This is a genomic window from Klebsiella sp. HC6 (genome assembly GCF_022605325.1).
In the GTDB taxonomy this organism is placed as follows: Bacteria; Pseudomonadota; Gammaproteobacteria; order Enterobacterales; family Enterobacteriaceae; genus Klebsiella; species Klebsiella terrigena.
The window spans coordinates 4865973-4887585 of record NZ_CP093276.1; the positions used below are offsets into that span (position 1 = coordinate 4865973).

The following is a 21613-nucleotide window of genomic DNA, read 5'->3' on the forward strand; positions in this document are numbered from 1 at the left end:
GGCAGAGCGTTTGGCCCCACCGCACCGGCGGCTATTCGCTGGCGAAAATAGCGCGGCCGGCAGATGGGCGCTCTCCTCACCGGCGAGGAGCGTCAGGCGGCAAAATAGAACCATGCGGTCTTAATAAGCTGATTCTCAACTTCAAAAACCGCCATACTCTCAATCGGCTCCGCGGAGAGTCCGTAAATCAGCTCGTGGTCGAAAACCTTATTGCCGAGAACGGTACGGAAAATAAGTTCCGCCCGCAGTTCAGCAACGTTAAAACGCTGGTTGACGTAAAACTCCCTTAACGCCGGAATGCCGATCATCGCGGGGGTTTCCGCCGGCATGCGGTACGCTTTGAAATCTTCGGAAAAGCAGGCAATAAATTGATTAATATCGTGGGCGTTGTAGGCCTTAAACTGCTTCTCCACCGGGCATTCCATGACGCATTCCTTTTCACTATAAGTAATTATAAATGCAAAATAACTGAATTTTTATTCAAACATCACCCCCTATTTTTGTCACTTATATCCCGCCAGCGCTCTTCTTCGCGTCCAGTCACCCCGCTGCACCAACGGCTCTCTTTTAACGCCCCGGATCACAAAAAACAAACAATCAGCGCAGTTAATGCGCACCTTTTGAAAATGTAGATATTTTTAAGCTATGGCTACGAAATCAATATTGCCGAGCCGGACCCTACCGCGAGGATCGATTCTGATGAATACGTTCACTGCCGTAAAACCCCATCCCGACGATAGCGCCCGCAGCGACGGCGGGTTCACCATCATCCCCTCTGCCCACTCGCCGCGGCTGCTGGAGCTCACCTTTTCCGCGCAGACTGCCCGCCAGTTTATGCAGCAGGTCGCACAGTGGCCGGTGCAGGCGCTGGAATATAAATCCTTCCTGCGCTTTAAAATTGCGAAGATCCTCGACGATCTCTGCGCCGGCCAGCTGCAGCCGCTGCTGTACGACACGCTGCTGGATCGCCGTCAGGGGGCGCTGCTGATCGGCGCGGAAGGAATTGATAGCGTGGGCCAGGCCGATGAGATGGTGAAGCTGGCAACGGCGGTTGCCCATCTGATTGGCCGCTCCAACTACGACGCCATGAGCGGCCAATACTACGCCCGCTTTGTGGTGACTAACGTCGATAGTTCAGACAGCTACCTGCGACAGCCGCATCGCGTCATGGAGCTGCATAACGACGGAACCTACGTCGAAGAGATCACCGACTACGTGCTGATGATGAAAATCGACGAGCAGCATATGCAGGGCGGAAACTCCCTGCTGCTGCATCTTGACGACTGGGAGCATCTGGATCGTTACTTCCGCCACCCGCTGGCCCGTCGCCCGATGCGCTGGGCCGCGCCGCCGAGCAAAAACGTCAGCCACGACGTCTTCCATCCGGTGTTCGACGTCGACCGCCAGGGCCGCCCGGTGATGCGCTATATCGATCAGTTCGTGCAGCCAAAAGATTTTGCCGAAGGCATCTGGCTAAGCGATCTTTCCGATGCCCTGGAAAACAGCCAGAACATCCTCTCCGTTCCGGTGCCGGTGGGCAAACTGCTGTTGATTAACAATCTGTTCTGGCTGCACGGCCGCGACCGCTTTACCGCGCATCCGGATCTGCGCCGGGAGCTGATGCGCCAGCGCGGCTACATCAGCGATGCCGACCACCGCTGCCGGCCCCATCAGTAAGCGCTATCAGTCGGAGGAACCGCGTGGATGTATGATTTTGTGATTATTGGCGGCGGCATTATCGGCATGTCGACCGCCATGCAGCTGCGGGAGGTCTACCCGGACGCCAGAGTTGCGCTGCTGGAGAAAGAGTCCGCGCCGGCCTGTCATCAGACCGGCCGCAATAGCGGCGTGATTCATGCCGGGGTCTACTACACCCCCGGGAGCCTCAAGGCGCAGTTCTGCCTTGCCGGCAATCGGGCGACCAAAGCCTTTTGCCAGCGGTACGGCATCCGCTATGACGTCTGCGGAAAAATGCTGGTCGCCACCTCGCCGCTGGAGATGGCGCGGATGCGGGCGCTGTGGGATCGCACCGCGGCCAACGGCCTGCAGCGCGAATGGCTTAGCGCGGAGGCGCTGCGCGAGCGGGAGCCGAATATTACCGGCACCGGCGCCATTTTTGTCCCCGCCAGCGGGATCGTCAGCTATCGCGAAGTTACCGAGGCGATGGCGAAAGCCTTCGTCGCCGGCGGCGGGGAAATTGTCTACGCCGCCGAGGTTAGCGCCCTGAAAGAGCACGCCGCCGGCGTGGTCGTCTACACTAAACAGGGACAGGAGTTTGAAGCCGCCACGTTAGTTAGCTGTAGCGGCCTGATGGCCGACAGGGTGGTCAAAATGCTCGGCGTCGATCCCGGTTTTATTGTCTGCCCGTTTCGTGGGGAGTATTTCCGCCTGGTGCCTCAGCATAACCAGATAGTGAATCATCTGATCTACCCGATACCCGACCCGGCGATGCCGTTTCTCGGGGTCCACCTCACCCGCATGATTGACGGCAGCGTGACCGTGGGCCCGAATGCGGTGCTCGCCCTGAAGCGTGAAGGCTATCGCAAACGCGATTTTTCACTCTCCGATACGCTGGAAATCCTCGCTTCGCCCGCTATTCGCCGGGTGCTGCAGGGCAACCTGCGATCGGGCTTAGGCGAAATGAAAAACTCCCTGTGCAAAGGCGGCTATTTGCGGCTGGTACAAAAGTACTGCCCGAGCCTCGCTCTGCAGGATCTCCAGCCGTGGCCTGCGGGCGTTCGCGCGCAGGCGGTTTCTCCGCACGGCAGGCTGATCGACGATTTTCTGTTCGTCACCACCGCGCGCTCCATTCATACCTGCAATGCGCCCTCCCCGGCGGCCACATCGGCTCTGCCCATCGGGGCGCATATCGTCGGCAAAGTACAGGCGCTGCTCGCCCGCCAGCACAACCCCGGCCGCAGCCTGCGCGCCGCCCGTAGCGCGGACTCCGTGCTTGCCGAATACACCCGTTAAACGCTTGAAACAGGACACTATCATGCAGCTCAACGACCCAACTTTGTTTCGCCAGCAGGCATTTATCGACGGCCAGTGGCGCGATGCCCTCAGCGGGGAGGTGATTACGGTCACCAACCCGGCCAACGATCAGCGGCTGGGCAGCGTGCCGAAAATGGGCGCCGAAGAGACCCACGAGGCCATTGATGCCGCCAACCGCGCGCTCCCTGCGTGGCGGGCGCTAACGGCTAAAGAGCGGGCCGCGATCCTGCGCCGCTGGTTCGATCTTATCATGGCGAACCAGGACGACCTCGCCCGCCTGATGACCCTCGAGCAGGGGAAACCGCTGGCGGAAGCTAAGGGCGAAATCGGCTACGCCGCCTCGTTTATCGAATGGTTTGCCGAAGAGGGTAAGCGCGTCTACGGCGACACCATTCCCGGCCATCAGGCGGATAAGCGCCTGATCGTTATCAAGCAGCCGATTGGCGTCACCGCCGCCATCACGCCGTGGAACTTCCCTGCCGCTATGATCACCCGCAAGGCCGGCCCGGCGCTGGCCGCTGGCTGCACCATGGTGCTCAAGCCCGCCAGCCAGACCCCCTTCTCCGCCCTCGCGCTGGCCGAGCTGGCGCAGCGCGCCGGGATCCCCGACGGCGTTTTCAGCGTGGTGACCGGATCCGCCGGCGCGGTCGGCAACGCGCTGACCAGCAACCCGCTGGTGCGCAAGCTGTCGTTTACCGGATCGACGGAGATTGGCCGCCAGCTGATGGCGCAGTGCGCGCAGGATATTAAGAAAGTCTCCCTCGAGCTCGGCGGCAACGCGCCGTTTATCGTGTTCGACGATGCCGATCTCGATAAAGCGGTTGAAGGCGCGCTGGCCTCCAAGTTCCGCAACGCCGGACAGACCTGCGTTTGCGCCAATCGCCTGTACGTGCAGGAGGGCGTTTACGAACGCTTTGCCGCGAAGCTACAGCAGGCGGTGGAAAAGCTGCAGCTCGGCGATGGCCTGCAAAGCGGCGTCACCACCGGGCCGCTGATTGATGACAAAGCGGTCGCCAAGGTGCAGGAGCATATTGCCGATGCCCTCGCCAAAGGCGCGCGCATCATGACCGGCGGCAAGGTGCACGAGCTGGGCGGTAACTTCTTCCAGCCGACGATCCTGCTGGACGTTCCCGATAGCGCTAAGGTTGCCAAAGAGGAGACCTTTGGCCCGCTGGCCCCGCTGTTCCGCTTTAAAGATGAGGCGGACGTTATCCGTCAGGCTAACGATACCGAATTCGGCCTGGCGGCCTATTTCTATGCCCGCGATCTGAGCCGCGTCTTCCGCGTTGGCGAGGCGCTGGAGTACGGGATTGTCGGGATCAACACCGGCCTCATCTCCAATGAGGTCGCGCCTTTTGGCGGCGTCAAAGCCTCGGGGCTCGGCCGCGAGGGCTCGAAGTATGGCATCGACGATTACTTAGAGATCAAATATATGTGCATTGGTCTGTAGGGTTACGCCCGACGCTGATGCCGTCAATACAACCCTAATACGCCCGTCCCGGCGCGGAAAGGCCGGGATAGCCGTTCAGGAGTAAGCCCATGACCGCCACCTCCCAGCCGACGGCCATCGACGGATACCGCTGGCTCAAAAGCGACATCATTCGCGGCCTGTATCAGCCCGATGAGAAGCTGCGTATGAGCCTGTTAACCGCGCGCTATGCGCTTGGCGTCGGGCCGCTGCGCGAAGCGCTCTCCCGGCTGGTTGCCGAGCGCCTGGTCACCGTGGTTAATCAAAAAGGCTATCGGGTTGCATCGATGTCGCAGCAGGAGCTGCTCGATATCTTCGACGCCAGGGCCAATATGGAGGCGATGCTGGTGCGTCTCGCCATCGAGCGCGGCGATGACGAGTGGGAGGCCGAACTGCTCGCGAGAGCGCATCTGCTCAATAAGCTGGAGTCCAGCGACGCCAGCGAGCAGCTGCTGGAGGAGTGGGATAGACGTCATCAGGCGTTCCATTCCGCCATCGTTGCCGGCTGCGGTTCACAGTATCTGCTGCAAATGCGCGAACGCCTTTTCGACCTCGCCGCGCGCTACCGTTTTATCTGGCTGCGCACGACCGTGCTGTCGGTTGCCATGCTGGAAGATAAGCAGCGTCAGCATCGAAGGCTAACCGAGGCGATTCTGGCGCGCGACGCCCCGCTTGCCGGCGAGCTGATGTGCCAGCATCTGCTGACGCCAATTCCGGTCATTCAGCGGGCGATGGCGGGAAAACTTCAGCACAAAGCCTCCTGACGAGGCGCTGCCGGAGGACTTATTTGGCCGGCTTCTTATAGAAAGGCAGCTGCGTAATCGGGTAGGTGTAGGTCTCCTGAACGACGCATCGATCGGGGGTCGCCATGCCGGAGTAGAAGAAAAAGTACTCGTTACTATCGGGGAAAAAGACCAGATCGTCGCCGTTTTGAAAGCGGGTGATGCGAAAAGGCACCTGGCTTTTCGTCTGCGCCTGCTTCATGCCCGAGGCGACCTGGAAATGATCCCCCCACTTCATGGTGGAGAGCTTGTAGTGGAAACGGGAGATCGTCACGCTTTTCCGCAGCGAGCAGGATAGTTTCACCGCGGTGCCGGCCCATGCTGGTGAGAGAAATAAGCCTATCAGGCTTGTTAGCAATATGAATTTCATGAAAATCTTATAATTTAAGGGGCTATTTTTCTCACGGTATCACGTATCGCTCCATCAGGCATTCCCGGCGGCCACATTCGCCAGGCGGACCTGGATTCCAGGAATTATCCTGGTCTTAATCGCGCGAATCCCCGAAAGACGATAAGCGGAGCGGAAAATTTCGGCGATGGCGCCCCACCGCCGGACTCTTCAAAAGAAGGGGACCGTCGCGGTGGAGCTCAGCCCGTAATGGTTAAACGTGCCCTCCGTTGGCGTATCGCTTAAGTCGCCTGCGGCAATAAACATGCGGAAGCTTCGACCCAGGGCCTGATTCTTTATCCAGATATAGGGTAAATCGGAAGTCGGCGTCGCGACCTGACGCCTGTGCCCGGTCGGCGCGTCGGCCGAGATAGCGCCGCGGCGATTCATATAGCGCTTCATGCGCTGGCGCGGCGTTTTAAGCTGCACGCGCCGGTAATGACGATACTGGACGTTATCGGGTACCGGCGTCGCCGGGCCAATCCAGATATAATGTGATAACTCATTAAGTAATACCCGAAGCCTGAGATTTTCCAGCCCGTGCCGCTGCCCGTGTAGCCTAATCACATTCCCCGGCGTTTGCTTAAATGCCGGCAGGCTTAAGCCAATATCCCCATGCCTGTGGGCGCTTAGCGCAACAAATAGTTTTTCAAACAGCGCGGAAAGGAGGGATGGCAGGCAGCGTGATTGGCGTGGAATAAGTTTAATTTCAATATAATAATCCATCGGCTATTTCTCCTTAATACATTGCCGCCATCCTTACCCATACAAAATACAAGACCATTGATACAAATCAAATTAGCAAAAGGTAAGGAAATAACAGCGTAGCGGTTGAAGCGGGGTTTAACCTGGCTAATTTCATCGCGTAGAGTCAATAAAATGGCGCGCCGAAATAATAGTTACGTCTGCGTTATTATTTCGCCAGGGTGACTATTACATGATGTGCATAACAGGCTGATGGCTGACGGGATTATTTATTGCGCGACATCCCTCGCTTTATATTTCCCTCGATGGCCTGGACATTGCCCTGTAGGCCCTTACCCTTTGACTGCGACAAGATAAAGCCCAGCCTGGTACGGAAGAAAAGAATAAAACAAACTGTCGATGGCGCAGAGATTAAAATCGAAAACATTTACGGGGAACGTTAGTTTCTATTCTGTGTGTGGCGCACTATTTTTCCGCTGTCCTGGCGGGGAGCGCTGATTATGATCGGTTGCGCCAGCGCGGCGGGCCGCCGGGCGCAAAGTGACCGACCGGACTGACGTGACGGGGATAGCATCGCGCTATCCCCGCTTTCCGGCGTCTCAGGACTTATAGATACGCACCGGGGCGCTCTTATAGGCCGGCGTCAGGCTCTGTTTATCAACCGCGTCCAGCGACAGTAAAATGTTGGCCTCCGGCAGATAGGCGGCGACGGACGACGCGGCCATCGGGACAATATAAACCGTCTGGCTGCGCATCACCCTCTCTTCACAGGCATTGCCCCGATCGTCCAGGGCCACAATATTGACCACATCACCCTGCGCCAGCTGGCGCTTTTGCGCTTCCTGACGGCTCAGGAAAATGACGTCACGGCGTCCGGTAACGCCGCGGTAGCGGTCGTCCATCCCGTAAATCGTCGTGTTGTACTGGTCGTGGCTGCGAATCGTTGTCAGCACCAGGCAGTCTGACGGCATACCCGCGCTATCCAGCGCCTCGGCATCGCAAACGTGGAAGGTCGCCTTGCCCGAAGCCGTGCGGTATTCGCCGCGCGAGGCCGGGTTATCGAGGCGGAAGCCGCCGGGGGCAGCGATGCGCTCGTTGAACTGATGGAACTCGGGGATGACGGCTTCAATCGCCTCGCGGATCAGCCGATAGTCCGCCACCAGCTTCTCCCAGGCGACCGGGCTGCGCGGTAGCGTGGCGCGCGCCAGGCCCGCCACAATGGCGGGCTCAGACAGTAGCCACGGCGAGGCTGGCTTCAGCGAGCCGGTTGAGGCATGCACCATGCTCATCGAGTCCTCAACGGTGACGGACTGCACGCCCGCGCGTTGCATATCGCGCTCGGTGCGCCCTAAGGTCGGGAACAGATAGGTGTTTTTGCCCGCCAGCAGGTGGGAGCGGTTGAGTTTGGTCGCAACGTGGACCTGCAGATCCAGGCGGCGCATCGCCGGGAAGGTTCGCAGCGGATCGGGCATCGCCACGGCGAGGTTGCCGCCCATGCAGATGAGCCCGCGAGAAACCCGGCTTTCGATGGCCTTAATGCTTTCGATGGAGGATCGTCCGTGCGCCCGCGGTACCGTGATACCGAAATAGTTTTCCAGCCGCAGGTTAAACGCTTCATCCGGCGCTTCGTTGATTCCCACCGTCCTGTCACCCTGGACATTAGAATGGCCGCGTAGCGGACAAATACCGGCGCCTTCACGCCCCATATTGCCGCGCATCAGCAGCAGATTGATCAGCTGCTGGACGTTCTGGGTGCCGTTACGATGCTGCGTAATTCCCAGGCCATAGCTGATGATAACCCGCCGGTGGCGGCGATAAATATCGGCAAAATATTCGATAGCGCTGCGCTCAACGCCCGCCCCGCGCTCAATATCCGCCCAGTCGAGGCCGCTCAGATCGTCAAATAGCGCCTGGTATCCCGAGGTTTGCGAGGCGATAAATTCGCTATCAATGACCGGCTCCTGCTGCAGGGAGCGACGCTGCGCGTCCATCTCCAGCAGCGCTTTCATGGCGCCGCGGAAAAACCACGCGTCGCCCCCAACGCGGATCTGGAAGTAATCGCTGGAGAGATCCGTGTGCCCGCCCATGAGCATGTCGCTCGGCGACTGGGGGAAGCTAAACCGCTCCAGGCCACGCTCGCGCAGCGGGTTTACGGAGATAATCTTCGCCCCGCGCTTCGCCACTTCGCGCAGGGTCGTCAGCATCCGCGGATGGTTAGTGCCCGGATTATGCCCGACGCAAATCACCAGATCCGCGGCGTCAAAATCGCTCAGCTCGACGGTGCCCTTGCCGATCCCGATTGAGGAGCCCAGCCCGGTGCCGGTCGGGCTGTGGCACATATTGGAGCAGTCGGGGAAGTTGTTGCTGCCGTATTCGCGCGCGTAGAGCTGATAGAGAAACGCCGCTTCATTTGAGGTGCGCCCGGAGGTGTAAAACTCCATCTCATCAGGGGAGAACCCGCGCATGATGTTACCGATTTCGGCAAACGCCTCCTCCCACGCGATGGGCTGGTAGGTATCGCTGATAATGTCGTATTTCATCGGATGAGTGAGCCGGCCGCTGTTTTCCAGCTCAAAATCGCTTTGCTGCCAAAGCTCGCTCAGCGTGTGGCGGGCAAAGAACGCCGGCGAGGCTTTTTTGCCGGTGGTTTCCCAGGAGACGGCCTTGACGCCGTTTTCGCACAGCTCCATCACCGAGCGGTGCTCCGGATCGGGCCACGCGCAGCCGGGACAATCAAACCCCTTCACCTGATTCATTTTAAACAGCGCGATGGTGTCGCGTACCGGCGTTTTTTGTCCCAGCACGTGCGCGGTACAGGCCTTAACGGCTCCCCATCCTCCGGCGGCGCCCTGGTATTCGTTTAATCCACGGGTAGTATCAGTCATCAGATCGTATCAGTTATATTTTCAATGCTGCTTTATTAACACAGGCGCTCCGTCGCGCTGATTCCTATCAAGGGGTACGGCGCTAACAGAAAATAATAAGAAAGAAGTATTTCGCTGGCGGGGGAATAAAGTTCCGCGGGTGCTTATGGCGAGATGAACATCAGGCCGGCCGGGACGATTACGCCCCTGCAAGCAGGACAAAATGAAGTTTACCCTTTCATAACAGCAGGATAGCTATTTATTTCCTGCTAAGACTACCCTTAACGGGTCAGGTTACATCGAGAATAATGAGTAAAAAAAACCGCCCGCACATTCTCCAGGCAGGACCTTGTTGCCCGCCCATGGTGTCGCGACAGGTTAAAAAGCAACAGCCGATATGCATCCAAAAATAAACCCGCAGAAAAAGCAGAATATTCTCTGCGGTTTAATAAACTGATTCGCGGACGGTTATTTTCCAGGCGCAATAAATATCTACCCCCTTTAATCCGGGGTATTAAAACAGGGTGATCAAGCAGGCCGGAGGGATTTACAATTAGTAAAAAATTTTCTACGTAAAAAAATGTCCACGCCGTGAGGCATGGACATTTTCGCTCAATTGGGTCTACGGACGGGGCATCAGGCTCTCAGCCTGACCGGCTCGCTAAAGTCATCAGCCGGTTCAAGCTTGAGGCTGAACGTTGCCAGCAGCGCGTTGGCTCTGGTGTGGAAATCACGGAGCGTTTTTTCAAGCCGTTCGCTAACTTCAGGATCGGCGATATCCACCGACTGCCATACCCCTTCTTTATCGAACAAACCAAACTGATAGCTGTACGTGAAGCGCGATGCCTGTGCTTCCATCTCCATCCACCAACCCCAAAACTCTCGTTTTTCCGGCGCCGGTTTAACGTTGACGCAAACTGCCAGGCAATCGAAAAAGAAGCGGTTGTCTTCACACTGCTCTTCGCGGATATAGGGGCCAAGAGCCGTGAATTTCTTAATCAGCTTACTCTTCAGGTGTCCACTCGGTAACGTCATTGCGATCTCCTTTAGTGATGCAACTGTTTTACCAAATCAATAAAATTTAGCAATAAATTAACTAAATCTATGATTGATCCACCGGCTAATCTGCCGCAATGCGTGATCAAAACTGCGATAAATCGGTTTCGATGGGATCTCGAGCAGCTTGCCATCGGCAGATGACGAGGTAATTAAACGCGACTCCTCTTCCGGGCTGAAAGGATCGTTTTTCCAGTAGCCGGAGAACATCGGCGTCGGGCAGCGGCGACCCAGAAGCCCCTGGGTTTTTAACGAGTAGCGGTTCAGCTCAATGCGCAGCGCTTCGTCAGAAGCGTCGTGCATTCCCAGACGCGATGCCAGCACGTCAAGATACATTTCAGGGACTCGCCCCTGGTGCAGAGGATCGATCAGCAGGCTGTGCACCACCGGCCCCAGACAGGCAACGGCCTTCAGGCGCTGTGACTCAAGATAGCCGAGCCGGACGGCAATATTGGCGCCAAAGCGGAAGCCGAACGCCGCGACCCGGGTATGGTCGACCCACGGAACGTTCTGCAGATGCCGCAGCGCGTGCTGGTGCAGCAGGCTGGTGTCCTGGGTCAGCTTCCATTTCGATGAAAAGCCGATGGAAGGCAGATCGAGGGTCAGCATCGCTATCCCCAGCGGGGCAAAATAGTCCTCATACAGGCTGTAGTAATCGGTCTGCAGCGAGTCCAGGCCGCCGCACATCATAATCACCGGGAACGGGCCTTCACCTTTTGGCAGGTGTAAAAAGCCGCTGACCGGCGCGCCGCCGGGTACCGGGAATTCGATCTCGCGTAGTTCGCCGGGCAGGCGCTGGGCGGCCTCTTCATAGGCCCGGTTGGCCAGCGCCTGCGCCTGATCGGCAAGCTCATCGCCTTTAATGTGCGGGTAGGCGGCAATGCTGTAGAGGTTGGAGGCGTGCAGCCAGTGGCGGCCGCTGAGCTCAAGGTCCGTTTCCTGACCCGCCATTTGCTGCCAAATCATGGCCTGTTTAGACCATTCGAAAATCCAGTTGCCGCCGCGATACCCCACGACGGTGTCGTACAGCTCCGGGTTGGTGCGCTCCGCATCGCTCATGACGATGCGCGCCTGCACGTCGAGGATCTCCTGCGGCGTCACGCCCCGGCGGATCCACATCAGGCGATTGATCAGACGATACCAACGATCGACGTTGCTGCCATCAAGCGCGGAGTGGATCGGCTGCTGCGAACCGGACGCAAACCGGCGCACCAGGGTAGACGTTTCTGGATGTTTGAATCGAGGTTTAAACAGCGTTTCGCTAAGGTTAGCCTGTGACATGTGCAGTCTCCATCGTGTTGCCACTCCTGCTATTGTAACCTGCTAACAGGCAAAAAAAACCACGCCCGGCAAAACCGGGCGTGGTAAATAGCACTTGCCTTGAAAATTAACGGCCTGAGATAGGCGGTACGAAGACCACGCCCATATCCCACGGCTGTTCAATCCAGGTTTCCTGCGGAATATCAACAACATAATCGTCAACCAGCGGACGACCGGCCGGCTTAGCGAAAATAGTGACGAAGTGTGCTTTTGGATACATTTCGCGAATGGCTACCGCGGTACCGCCGGTATCAACCAGGTCATCAATCACGATAAACCCTTCACCATCACCTTCAGCACGCTTAAGGACGGTCAGCTCACGCTGGTTATCGTGGTCATAGCTAGAAATGCAAACGGTATCAACATGACGAATACCCAGCTCACGCGCCAGCAGCGCGCCCGGTACCAGACCACCGCGGCTAACGGCAATAATGCCTTTCCATTGTTCAGAAGGCATCAGGCGACTTGCCAGTTTGCGGGCGTGAATCTGCAACATGTCCCAGGTGACGACGTATTTTTCGCTCATGTGAAGTGTCCCAGCCTGTGTTATACGGCTTAAATGATGTTCGAGGGGGAAAATGGTTGCGCGAGATTATAGAGATCTGACGCGCTAAAAACCAGTATTAAGCGGCCCTGGCGACGCTTTTTGCGTTGTTTCCACTACCCGTTAGCGTGGAAAGTGGTATTCTCAACCCCACCGCGCAAGCCCTCGCTTGACGTGTATTCTATTGCTAACCCTCGACCTGCAAAAGAATTTTGCAGGCGATCGTAAGGAGACTCATCGTGTCTGAACTGTCTCAATTATCCCCGCAGCCGCTGTGGGATATTTTTGCCAAAATCTGCTCCATTCCCCACCCTTCCTATCACGAAGAACAACTCGCTGAACACATCATGGGCTGGGCAAAAGAAAAAGGCTTACACGCAGAACGCGACCAGGTTGGCAACATTCTGATTCGTAAAGCCGCTACCGCCGGGATGGAAAACCGTAAACCGGTCGTACTGCAGGCGCACCTCGATATGGTGCCGCAGAAAAACAACGACACCGTTCACGACTTTACTAAAGATCCGATTCAGCCGTACATCGACGGCGAGTGGATCAAGGCCCGCGGCACAACCCTGGGCGCCGATAACGGCATCGGCATGGCTTCCGCTCTGGCGGTGCTGGCTGACGACTCCGTTGAACACGGCCCGCTGGAAGTGCTGCTGACCATGACCGAAGAAGCCGGGATGGACGGCGCGTTTGGCCTGCAGGCAAACTGGCTGCAGGCCGATATCCTGATTAATACCGACTCGGAAGAAGAAGGCGAAATCTACATGGGTTGCGCCGGTGGTATCGACTTCACCTCCAACCTGCCGCTGGCGCGCGAAGCGATTCCGGCCGGTTTCCAGAGCTTTAAGCTGACCTTAAAAGGGCTGAAAGGCGGCCACTCCGGCGGTGAAATCCACGTCGGTCTGGGAAATGCCAACAAGCTGCTGGCCCGCTTCTTCGCCGGTCACGCCGCCGAGCTGGACCTGCGCCTGGTTGATTTCAACGGCGGCACCCTGCGTAACGCCATTCCGCGTGAAGCCTTCGCCACCGTTGCGGTAGCCGCTGACAAGACGGACGCCCTGGCGGCCCTGGTCAACACCTACCAGGAGATCCTTAAAAACGAGCTGGCGGCCAAAGAGAAGAATCTGGTCCTGCTGCTGGATGCCGTTACGACGGATAAAGCCGCGCTGACGGCGCAGTCTCGCGACGGCTTCGTTCGCCTGCTGAACGCCATGCCGAACGGCGTGATCCGTAACTCCGACGTGGCGAAGGGCGTGGTAGAGACCTCCCTCAACGTCGGCGTGGTCACCATGACCGATGATAACGTCGAAATTCACTGCCTGATCCGTTCCCTGATCGACAGCGGCAAAGACTACGTCGTCAGCATGCTGGATTCGTTAGGTAAACTGGCGGGCGCTAAAACCGAAGCCAAGGGCGCTTACCCAGGCTGGCAGCCGGATGCAAACTCACCGGTTATGCATCTGGTCCGCGAAACCTACCAGCGTCTGTTTAACAAAACGCCGAATATCCAGATTATTCACGCCGGTCTGGAGTGCGGTCTGTTCAAGAAGCCGTACCCGAATATGGATATGGTTTCCATTGGGCCGACCATTACCGGACCTCACTCTCCGGACGAACAGGTTCATATCGAGAGCGTTGGCCAGTACTGGACCCTGCTGACTGAACTGCTGAAAGCCATTCCGGCGAAGTAAGTTCCGCCGCGAAAAGAGCTCGGGTACGGCGCGTTGCGCCCTATTCGGGCTCCCTCACCTTCTCCATGCGATAATTGATAAACCTCTCGCCGCGGACTTCCACCTGCTGTTCTTCCACCACTCTGAAGCCATGACGTGCAAAGCACGGTTTCGCCGTGATGCTGGCCTCAACCGTCAGCGTCCCCTGCGGAATTTGCCTGAACAGCTCCGCGAGCAGCGCCCCGGCAATTCCCTGACGGGCGCGCTCAGGAGCGACAAACAGGAGATCGATATCGCTGCCGATGGCGCTAATAAAGCCGACCGGCTGCCGGTCAATCACCGCCACTAGCACCCGCGAGTCGCGCATTTTTTGCCGCCAGCGCGCCTCATCGACCTGCGCCCAGGCGGCAATTTGCCGTGGCGAATAGTCGCGGCTGGCGGTCTGCCGAATCGCGCGCAGGAAGATGGCGCCCAGCGCGGAAAAATCGTCATCCCGGTAATCTCTTATCTGCAGCATAGCTATAGTCCCAGAACCAGCTGCCGCTCCAGCTGGGGATCGAGTAACGTAACGTGCAGCCCCACCAGCCGCACCCCGCGGCCGCCGCGCCGTTCATGCCAGGCTTTGTAGGCCGTGGCGAGCAAATCATCTTTACTCAGGCGCGGCCAGACGTGCTCCTGGGTGGTGAGCTGAAAATCATTAAACTTGAGCTTTACCCCCTGGCGGGCAATCAGCAGGTCCGGTTTAACCTTGAGCAGCCGCCGCTCCAGCTCCTGGTAGAGGCTCTCGATAATCGCCTCACAGTCACCCCACCGGTGAATATCCTCCACCAGCGTACGCTCGACGCCCACCGATTTACGCTGTCGCGTGTTGTTGATTTCCCGCTCGTCGATGCCCTGGCTTCTCTCCCACAGGATCCGACCAAATTTGCCGAAACGCTTGAGCAGCATCGCCAGATCGCTTTTCTGCACGTCTTCGCAGGTGCGCAGCCCCATATTTTCCAGCTTTGCCGCGGAGACTTTCCCCACACCGGGTATTTTCGCCAGCGGCAGGGTTCTGACGAACTCGGCAACCTGGTGCGGCGCAATCACAAACTGGCCGTTGGGTTTATTGAGATCGGAGGCGATTTTGGCGAGAAACTTCACCGGGGCGATACCGGCGGAAGCGGTCAGCTGCAGCTCACGCTGAATGGTCTGGCGGATCTCTTCGGCCATCAGCGTCGCCGAGCCCTGGCAGTGGACGCTGTCGGTGACGTCAAGATACGCCTCATCGAGCGAGAGGGGTTCGATCAGCGAGGTGTAGCGCGAGAAAATTTCCCGGATATGGGCCGACGCCTCTTTATAGGCGTCAAAGCGCCCCGGCAGCAGCGTCAGGTGCGGGCAAAGCTTAAGCGCCATCGCCGTTGGCATGGCGCTACGCACGCCAAACTTACGCGCCGGATAGTTGGCGGTACTGATGACGCCCCGCTGGACCCGGCTGCCGCCGATGGCGATGGGAATATCCCGCAACGCCGGGTTATCCCGCATTTCAACCGCGGCAAAGAAGCAGTCCATATCAACATGGATGATTTTGCGCATAGCTAGCCCTCACTGACCACTGGACAAGTATACAGCATAATTCTGCGCAATGAGAAGAGAGGGAAGCAAAATGCGCTGAGGCCAAACCCCGGCGTCGCTGAGCGCGGCCGGGGGCGATGAGGCTGGCAGGGAGAGGTTACAGGATCCGCTCCTGCTTACGCTGCGCTTCGCGCGCCAGGCGTTTTTTGCGCGCATCGCACGGCTCCGGGCAGTCGCAGACCTTTTCCAGACCCAGCGAGGCGATCCCGCCGCAGCTTCCCTGCAGGCTTTTGCGCTTCACCAGATAGCCCAGCGACATCCCCAGAATCACCAGGGCGAAAATCACAAAGGTGGCGAAAAACAGAGTCCACATCATCAGCCTCCAAAATCATCCAGCATGATATTGTCATCCTCGACGCCGAGATCCTTGAGCATTTTAATCACCGCGGCGTTCATCACCGGCGGCCCGCACATGTAAAACTCGCAGTCCTCCGGCGCCGGGTGATCGCGCAGATAGTTCTCATATAGCACATTGTGGATGAAGCCGGTGTGGCCATCCCAGCTATCTTCCGGCAGCGGATCGGACAGCGCCACGTGGAAGGTAAAGTTAGGATTTTCCCGCGCCAGCTGTTCGAATTCATCGTCGTAGAACATTTCGCGCAGCGAGCGCGCGCCGTACCAGAAGCTGATTTTACGCCCGCTGTGCAGCCGCTTGAGCTGATCGAAAATATGCGAACGCATCGGCGCCATGCCGGCCCCGCCGCCGATAAAGACCATTTCAGCGTCGGTATCTTTAGCAAAGAACTCGCCAAACGGCCCGGAGATGGTCACCCTGTCGCCGGCCTTTAGCGACCAGATATAGGACGACATAATGCCAGGCGGGGCGTCCGGTACCTTCGGCGGCGGCGTGGCAATACGCACGTTGAGCATGATGATGCCCTTCTCGTCCGGGTAGTTAGCCATCGAGTAGGCGCGCAGGGTCGGCTCTTTTACCTCAGAGACGTAGCGGAACAGGTTAAACTTATCCCAGTCGGCGCGGTACTCGTCCGGCACGTCAAAATCGGCGTAGGCGACCTTATGCGACGGGCACTCAATCTGAATATACCCGCCGGCGCGGAACGGCACGACTTCGCCCTCCGGCACGCGCAGCTTCAGCTCTTTGATAAACGTCGCTTTGTTATCATTGGAGATGACCTCGCACTCCCATTTCTTCACGCCGAAGATCTCTTCCGGCAGCTCGATCTTCATGTCCTGCTTTACCGCCACCTGGCAGGCCAGACGGCAGCCCTCTTTCGCCTCGCGCCGGGAGATATGGGAAAGCTCGGTCGGCAGGATATCGCCACCGCCCTCTTTTATCGTCACCCGGCACTGGCCGCATGAGCCGCCGCCGCCGCAGGCGGAAGAGACGAAAATGCCGTTGCTCGAGAGCGTGTTAAGCAGCTTATCACCGGCAGGAGTGCGGATTTGCCTGTCCGCCTCGTTGTTAATTTCAATGACCACGTCACCGGCGTTAACCAGCTTTGAACGCGCGGCGAGGATCAGCCCCGAGAGCACCAGCACGATCAGGGTGAACATCACGACGCCAAGAATAATTTCCATACTTTCCGCCCTTATAGCTGCACACCGGAGAATGACATAAAGCCCAGCGCCATCAGTCCCGTGGTAATAAAGGTGATCCCTAACCCGCGCAGACCCGCGGGCACGTTGGCATATTTCATTCTTTCCCGGATGCCCGCCAGGGCGACAATCGCCAGCGTCCAGCCGATGCCGGAACCGAAGCCGTAGACAATGGACTCCGTGAAGTTGTAGTCACGCTGCACCATGAAGGAGACGCCGCCAAAAATCGCGCAGTGCACGGCAATCAGCGGCAGGAAGATCCCCAGCGCGTGATGTAGCGCCGGGAAATACTTATCGAGGATCATCTCGAGGATCTGCACCAGAGCGGCGATAACCCCAATGAAGGTAATGAAGTTGAGGAAGCTTAAATCAACACCCTCCGCCAGCGCCCCGTCGCGCAGCACCAGGTTATAGATCAGGTTATTAATCGGTACCGCCAGACCAAGCACGATGGTGACCGTCAGGCCGAGACCAAAGGCGGTAGAGACCTTTTTCGACACCGCAAGGAAGGTACACATCCCGAGGAAGAAGGCCAGCGCCATGTTTTCTACGAATACGGCGCGGACAAACAGACTGATATAGTGAGCCGTCATCATTTACTCCTTTTCCTGCTGTTCCGGCTTCCAGCTGCGCAGCGCCCAAATCAGCAAACCGATAATGAAGAAGGCGCTCGGCGCCAGCAGGAACAGGCCGTTTGGCTGATACCAGCCGCCGTTTTGCACGGTCTCAAGGACGGTCATCCCAAACAGCTTGCCGCTGCCGATAAGCTCGCGCAGAAAGCCGACGATAATCAGAATGGCGCCATAGCCCAGACCGTTACCAATGCCGTCAATAAAGCTGGCCAGCGGCGGTGACTTCATGGCGAACCCTTCCGCCCGCCCCATCACGATGCAGTTGGTGATGATAAGCCCGACGAATACCGACAATTGCCTGGAGGTCTCATAGGCAAAGGCGCGCAGCAGCTGGTCCACCACGATCACCAGCGAGGCGACGATCGTCATCTGCACGATAATGCGCACGCTGTTGGGAATATGGTGGCGGATCATCGAGATAAACATGCTGGAGAAGGCCGTCACCAGCGTGACCGCGACGGTCATCACCAGCGCGGTTTCCAGCTTAGTGGTCACCGCCAGCGCCGAGCAGACTCCCAGCACCTGCAGCGTAATGGGGTTATTGGCCAGCAGCGGCCCCACCAGCACGCGCTTCATCTCTTTCGTATCGCCTGCTTCAGCCATTATTCAGCTCTCCATCACGCACTCTTTTCAGAAACGGGCCGAAGCCCAGCTCACCCATCCAGAAATCAAAGCTATGCTGCACGCCGTTGGAGGTCAGCGTCGCCCCGGACAGGCCGTCGACGGCATGGATATCTCCCGGGTGCGCCCCGCCCTTCACCACCTTCAGCGCCGGATGGCCGCTATCATCAAGCACCTGCTTGCCGATAAACTGCTGGCGCCAGTTGGGATTTTCCACCTCACCGCCCAGCCCCGGCGTTTCGCCGTGATCGTAATACGTCAGGCCCTTAATGGTACGGCCATCGGTACCCAGCGCCACGAAGGCGTACATCATCGACCACAGGCCGTTGCCGTAAATCGGCAGGATCACTTCCTGAATCCGCTGCTGCTCATCGCGCACCAGGTAAATTTCGACAATATTGCTCCGATGCTTGATGCCCGCCGGGTCCTGGCTGACCTCCAGCGAGAGGCTTTGCTCAGGATCTTTCAGCGCCTGCGCCTGGTTAAATTTAGCCGGGTCCTTATCCAGCAGCTCGCCGCTGGCTAAATCCACCAGCCGCGGGGAGATACGGGCGGCAAAAAGGCTCTCCACCTCATCGGCGCTCATCCTCGGCGTCATCAGCCCGGATACGGCGAGGATATTGCGCTGTTTATCCAGCTCACGCTGCTCCTGCTGCCGTGACTTCAGGCCCACGGCGGAGCCGGCAACCACGATAGAGCAGACCAGACACAGCACCAGCACCACCAGCAGCGTTTTGCCAATGCTATCGTTACCTTTATTCTCAGCCACGCGACTTCCTCCGCTTAATATTGGCCTGCACCACCAGGTAATCGAACAGCGGCGCAAAAAGGTTGGCAAAGAGAATGGCCAGCATCATCCCTTCCGGATAGGCCGGGTTGACCACGCGGATCAGCACGCACATCACGCCGATAAGCAGGCCATAGCTCCATTTGCCCTTATCGGTAAACGAGGCGGATACCGGGTCCGTCGCCATAAACATCATGCCGAAGGCAAAGCCGCCGAGCACCAGATGCCAGTACCACGGCATGGCGAACAGCGGGTTGGTATCCGAGCCGATAAAATTAAACAGCGTCGCGGTCGCCACCATGCCGATCGCCACCCCGGCAACAATGCGCCAGGAGGCTACGCGGCTGAAGATAAGAATCGCCCCGCCGATCAGGATCATCAGCGTTGAGACCTCGCCAATCGAGCCGGGAATATTGCCGAGGAAGGCGTCCAGCCAGCTCACCGGCTGGCCGCTGGCCACGTTTACCAGCGCTTCACCGCCGCCGCTCGCCCACTGAGAGAGCGGCGTCGCGCCGGAAAAGCCGTCCGCGGCGGTCCATACCAGGTCGCCAGAAATCTGCGCCGGGTAAGCAAAGAACAGGAACGCGCGCCCCGCCAGCGCCGGGTTAAGGAAGTTACGCCCGGTGCCGCCAAAAATCTCTTTGGCGATAACCACGCCGAAGGAGATGCCCAGCGCGGCCTGCCACAGCGGCAGCGTGGGAGGAACGATCAGCGCGAAAAGAATCGAGGTGACAAAAAAGCCCTCGTTGATTTCATGCTTGCGCACGATGGCAAAGAGTACTTCCCAGAATCCCCCGACGATAAATACGGTGATATAGATTGGCAGGAAGTACGCCGCGCCGAGGGTCATCATGCTTATCCAGCCCGCATCCGCGGCGAAGCTTACCCCCAGCCACTGCGCCAGGCCGTAGTGCCAGTCGCTGGCAATAACCTGCTGCAGCTGCTCTGCGCCGTACAGCTTGTGCAGCGCCGGGAGCGTTTGCAGGCCAACGTTATACATGCCCCAGAACATCGCCGGGAACACGGCGAGCCACACCAGGATCATCATTCGCTTCAGATCGATGGCATCACGTACGTGAGCGGCACCCCGCGTCACCTGACCGGGAGTGTAGAATAGCGTCGCCGTCGCTTCGAACAGCGGGTAGTACTTTTCCAGCCTGCCGCCGTGCGTGAAGTGCGGCTCAATTTTGTCAAACAGCTGCTTTAAGCCCATGACCTATCCTTCCTGCTCAATCTGGGTTAACACGCTGCGCAGCGCCGGCCCATATTCATACTTGCCGGGGCACACGTAGGTGCACAGCGCGAGATCTTCTTCGTCCAGCTCCAGACAGCCCAGCGCCTGCGCGCTTTCGCTATCGCCCGCCAGCAGATCGCGCAGCAGTACGGTGGGGAGAATGTCCAGCGGCATCACTCTTTCGTAGTTGCCAATCGGCACCATCGCCCGCTCGCCGCCGTGGGTATCGGTCGAAAAGTTGAATAGCTTATGCTTCAGGAAGTGCCCCACGGTGGTCCGGGTGATGGAGAACTTATCTTTCCCCGGCATCACCCAGCCAAACAGCTCTTTGTCGCGCCCCTCTTTAACCACGCTCACCTGCAGGTGGAAACGGCCGAGAAAAGCACGCGGGCCAAAGGCGTGGGTGCCGCTCAGCACCGAGCCGGAAATCACCCGGTTTTCGCCGTCCGCGAGCCCGTCCGCCAGCAGCTCATCAAGGCTGGCGCCGCAGCAGGTTTGCACCAGCCGCGGCGCCTTAACCTGCGGGCCGCCAAGCGCAATAACGCGCTCGCTGTAGAGCTCCCCGTCAAGGAACAGCCGCCCGATAGAGATAACCTCCTGATAGTTCAGGTGCCAGACCTGTTTTGTCAGGCTCACCGGCTCGAGGAAGTGGATGTGGGTTCCCGCCAGCCCCGCCGGATGCGGGCCTGCAAACTGATTAAAGGTAATTTGTCCTGAGCGATGGCCGCCCAGCTTACCGCCGCTGGCCTGGCAGACGTGGATTTTTCCGTCGGTGAGACGGGTCAGCAGCGTAAGGCCGGCGTCAAAGGCCTCGCGCTGGGCGAAGATAATGGGCTGAGGATCGGCGGCCAGCGGGTTGGTATCAATTGCGGTGACGAAAATCGCCGCCGGCACGCTGCCCGGCGCCGGCGTTTTGCTGAAAGGCCGGGTGCGCAGCGCCGTCCACTGGCCGGAGGCCAGCAGCTGACGCTGTACGTCCTCACGCGACAGTCCGGCAAGCTCGTCCGGCGCATAGCGGGGAAACTGCACCGCGTCGCTGCCCTCGACATCAATCACCACCGACTGCAGTACCCGGCGCTCGCCGCGGTGAATCGCAGTGATAACCCCGCTCGCGGGCGCGGTAAAATGGACGCCAGGGTTCTTTTTATCTTCGAACAGCGGCTGGCCTTTCTGCACCCGGTCGCCTTCCTGAACCGCCATTGAGGGGCGCATACCGACGAACTCCTCGCCCAACAGCGCAACGCGTTTGACTGCAATCTGAGAAGTCGTCTGCTGTATTGGCATGCCAGCTATGGGCAAATCCAGCCCTTTTTTTATTTTAATCATATCGTTAGCAGGTGTCCGTAATCTAAACCCCGGCTTGAGGCCGCG

21 protein-coding genes are annotated in these 21613 nt (G+C 58.4%); 5 read left to right on the top strand and 16 right to left on the bottom strand.

Going from position 1 to position 21613, the window contains the following annotated elements; translation table 11 throughout:
• Window positions 1–92: 92 nt before the first annotated feature.
• Entirely contained in the window at window positions 93–425 is a 333-nt protein-coding gene (locus MMW58_RS23595; RefSeq protein ID WP_133601349.1) for a nuclear transport factor 2 family protein, read from the bottom strand.
• Window positions 426–699: 274 nt separating this feature from the next.
• Here MMW58_RS23595 and glaH point away from each other — a divergent pair, with 274 nt between their 5' ends.
• The 4 genes from glaH to csiR all read left to right on the top strand — a co-directional run bounded on the left by glaH (window position 700) and on the right by csiR (window position 5226).
• Complete coding sequence (gene glaH, locus MMW58_RS23600) at window positions 700–1677, top strand: glutarate dioxygenase GlaH (RefSeq protein WP_241722233.1); 978 nt, start codon at window positions 700–702, stop codon at window positions 1675–1677.
• Window positions 1678–1704: 27 nt separating this feature from the next.
• Window positions 1705–2973, top strand: coding sequence for an L-2-hydroxyglutarate oxidase (gene lhgO / locus MMW58_RS23605; protein ID WP_241722234.1), 1269 nt, complete (start codon window positions 1705–1707; stop codon window positions 2971–2973).
• A gap of 22 nt (window positions 2974–2995) precedes the next feature.
• Window positions 2996–4444, top strand: coding sequence for an NADP-dependent succinate-semialdehyde dehydrogenase (gene gabD / locus MMW58_RS23610; protein ID WP_241722235.1), 1449 nt, complete (start codon window positions 2996–2998; stop codon window positions 4442–4444).
• An 89-nt stretch (window positions 4445–4533) separates the two neighbouring features.
• Window positions 4534–5226, top strand: coding sequence for a DNA-binding transcriptional regulator CsiR (csiR, locus tag MMW58_RS23615; RefSeq protein WP_241722236.1), 693 nt, complete (start codon window positions 4534–4536; stop codon window positions 5224–5226).
• Between the two features lie 19 nt (window positions 5227–5245).
• Here csiR and MMW58_RS23620 read toward each other — a convergent pair whose 3' ends face one another.
• The 6 genes from MMW58_RS23620 to gpt all read right to left on the bottom strand — a co-directional run bounded on the left by MMW58_RS23620 (window position 5246) and on the right by gpt (window position 12103).
• Window positions 5246–5518 carry a hypothetical protein gene (locus MMW58_RS23620; RefSeq protein WP_241722237.1) on the bottom strand — a complete coding sequence of 91 codons (273 nt, stop codon included), beginning with the start codon at window positions 5516–5518 and terminating at the stop codon, window positions 5246–5248.
• Between the two features lie 285 nt (window positions 5519–5803).
• Entirely contained in the window at window positions 5804–6358 is a 555-nt protein-coding gene (cas6f, locus tag MMW58_RS23625) for a type I-F CRISPR-associated endoribonuclease Cas6/Csy4 (protein ID WP_133601344.1), read from the bottom strand.
• 578 nt (window positions 6359–6936) lie between these two features.
• On the bottom strand, window positions 6937–9222 hold the full coding sequence (locus tag MMW58_RS23630) for an FdhF/YdeP family oxidoreductase (protein WP_133601343.1): 2286 nt from the start codon (window positions 9220–9222) through the stop codon (window positions 6937–6939).
• Window positions 9223–9837: 615 nt separating this feature from the next.
• The gene (gene crl / locus MMW58_RS23635) at window positions 9838–10236 is read right to left on the bottom strand and encodes a sigma factor-binding protein Crl (protein WP_133601342.1); all 399 of its coding nucleotides are present in this window, start codon (window positions 10234–10236) and stop codon (window positions 9838–9840) included.
• A 57-nt stretch (window positions 10237–10293) separates the two neighbouring features.
• Complete coding sequence (frsA, locus tag MMW58_RS23640; protein ID WP_133601341.1) at window positions 10294–11538, bottom strand: esterase FrsA; 1245 nt, start codon at window positions 11536–11538, stop codon at window positions 10294–10296.
• Between the two features lie 106 nt (window positions 11539–11644).
• Window positions 11645–12103, bottom strand: a complete 459-nt coding sequence (gene gpt / locus MMW58_RS23645; RefSeq protein WP_041144180.1) for a xanthine phosphoribosyltransferase — start codon at window positions 12101–12103, stop codon at window positions 11645–11647.
• Between the two features lie 257 nt (window positions 12104–12360).
• Here gpt and pepD point away from each other — a divergent pair, with 257 nt between their 5' ends.
• Window positions 12361–13818, top strand: a complete 1458-nt coding sequence (gene pepD / locus MMW58_RS23650; RefSeq protein WP_241722238.1) for a cytosol nonspecific dipeptidase — start codon at window positions 12361–12363, stop codon at window positions 13816–13818.
• Window positions 13819–13858: 40 nt separating this feature from the next.
• Here pepD and MMW58_RS23655 read toward each other — a convergent pair whose 3' ends face one another.
• From MMW58_RS23655 to MMW58_RS23695, 9 genes are all read right to left on the bottom strand, one after another.
• The gene (locus MMW58_RS23655; RefSeq protein WP_133601398.1) at window positions 13859–14311 is read right to left on the bottom strand and encodes a GNAT family N-acetyltransferase; all 453 of its coding nucleotides are present in this window, start codon (window positions 14309–14311) and stop codon (window positions 13859–13861) included.
• 5 nt (window positions 14312–14316) lie between these two features.
• On the bottom strand, window positions 14317–15372 hold the full coding sequence (dinB, locus tag MMW58_RS23660) for a DNA polymerase IV (RefSeq protein ID WP_133601339.1): 1056 nt from the start codon (window positions 15370–15372) through the stop codon (window positions 14317–14319).
• Window positions 15373–15508: 136 nt separating this feature from the next.
• On the bottom strand, window positions 15509–15724 hold the full coding sequence (nqrM, locus tag MMW58_RS23665) for a (Na+)-NQR maturation NqrM (RefSeq protein WP_041147525.1): 216 nt from the start codon (window positions 15722–15724) through the stop codon (window positions 15509–15511).
• 2 nt (window positions 15725–15726) lie between these two features.
• Window positions 15727–16950: an NADH:ubiquinone reductase (Na(+)-transporting) subunit F gene (gene nqrF / locus MMW58_RS23670; protein WP_128879000.1), complete on the bottom strand. Its 1224-nt coding sequence runs from the start codon at window positions 16948–16950 to the stop codon at window positions 15727–15729.
• A gap of 11 nt (window positions 16951–16961) precedes the next feature.
• Window positions 16962–17561, bottom strand: a complete 600-nt coding sequence (gene nqrE, locus MMW58_RS23675) for an NADH:ubiquinone reductase (Na(+)-transporting) subunit E (RefSeq protein WP_041144176.1) — start codon at window positions 17559–17561, stop codon at window positions 16962–16964.
• Between the two features lie 3 nt (window positions 17562–17564).
• A complete protein-coding gene (locus MMW58_RS23680; RefSeq protein WP_041144175.1) occupies window positions 17565–18203 on the bottom strand; it encodes an NADH:ubiquinone reductase (Na(+)-transporting) subunit D in 639 nt (212 codons plus the stop codon).
• Window positions 18196–18990 (bottom strand): Na(+)-translocating NADH-quinone reductase subunit C, encoded by a 795-nt coding sequence (locus tag MMW58_RS23685; RefSeq protein WP_241722239.1) that lies wholly within the window; start codon window positions 18988–18990, stop codon window positions 18196–18198. The genes MMW58_RS23680 and MMW58_RS23685 overlap by 8 nt, the downstream gene beginning before the upstream one ends.
• Complete coding sequence (locus tag MMW58_RS23690; RefSeq protein ID WP_241722240.1) at window positions 18983–20221, bottom strand: NADH:ubiquinone reductase (Na(+)-transporting) subunit B; 1239 nt, start codon at window positions 20219–20221, stop codon at window positions 18983–18985. The genes MMW58_RS23685 and MMW58_RS23690 overlap by 8 nt, the downstream gene beginning before the upstream one ends.
• Before the next feature lie 3 nt (window positions 20222–20224).
• Window positions 20225–21568, bottom strand: coding sequence for a Na(+)-translocating NADH-quinone reductase subunit A (locus tag MMW58_RS23695; RefSeq protein WP_241722241.1), 1344 nt, complete (start codon window positions 21566–21568; stop codon window positions 20225–20227).
• Window positions 21569–21613: the final 45 nt, after the last annotated feature.

Coding starts and splice junctions, on each gene's coding strand:
- MMW58_RS23690 (WP_241722240.1), bottom strand. CDS start 20,221: ATGGGCTTAAAGCAGCTGTTTGACAAAATTGAGCCGCACTTCACGCAC.
- nqrM (WP_041147525.1), bottom strand. CDS start 15,724: ATGTGGACTCTGTTTTTCGCCACCTTTGTGATTTTCGCCCTGGTGATT.
- csiR (WP_241722236.1), top strand. CDS start 4,534: ATGACCGCCACCTCCCAGCCGACGGCCATCGACGGATACCGCTGGCTC.
- cas6f (WP_133601344.1), bottom strand. CDS start 6,358: ATGGATTATTATATTGAAATTAAACTTATTCCACGCCAATCACGCTGC.
- gpt (WP_041144180.1), bottom strand. CDS start 12,103: ATGAGCGAAAAATACGTCGTCACCTGGGACATGTTGCAGATTCACGCC.
- dinB (WP_133601339.1), bottom strand. CDS start 15,372: ATGCGCAAAATCATCCATGTTGATATGGACTGCTTCTTTGCCGCGGTT.
- gabD (WP_241722235.1), top strand. CDS start 2,996: ATGCAGCTCAACGACCCAACTTTGTTTCGCCAGCAGGCATTTATCGAC.
- MMW58_RS23595 (WP_133601349.1), bottom strand. CDS start 425: ATGGAATGCCCGGTGGAGAAGCAGTTTAAGGCCTACAACGCCCACGAT.
- nqrF (WP_128879000.1), bottom strand. CDS start 16,950: ATGGAAATTATTCTTGGCGTCGTGATGTTCACCCTGATCGTGCTGGTG.
- MMW58_RS23695 (WP_241722241.1), bottom strand. CDS start 21,568: ATGATTAAAATAAAAAAAGGGCTGGATTTGCCCATAGCTGGCATGCCA.
- crl (WP_133601342.1), bottom strand. CDS start 10,236: ATGACGTTACCGAGTGGACACCTGAAGAGTAAGCTGATTAAGAAATTC.
- lhgO (WP_241722234.1), top strand. CDS start 1,705: ATGTATGATTTTGTGATTATTGGCGGCGGCATTATCGGCATGTCGACC.
- glaH (WP_241722233.1), top strand. CDS start 700: ATGAATACGTTCACTGCCGTAAAACCCCATCCCGACGATAGCGCCCGC.
- MMW58_RS23680 (WP_041144175.1), bottom strand. CDS start 18,203: ATGGCTGAAGCAGGCGATACGAAAGAGATGAAGCGCGTGCTGGTGGGG.
- frsA (WP_133601341.1), bottom strand. CDS start 11,538: ATGTCACAGGCTAACCTTAGCGAAACGCTGTTTAAACCTCGATTCAAA.
- nqrE (WP_041144176.1), bottom strand. CDS start 17,561: ATGACGGCTCACTATATCAGTCTGTTTGTCCGCGCCGTATTCGTAGAA.
- MMW58_RS23630 (WP_133601343.1), bottom strand. CDS start 9,222: ATGACTGATACTACCCGTGGATTAAACGAATACCAGGGCGCCGCCGGA.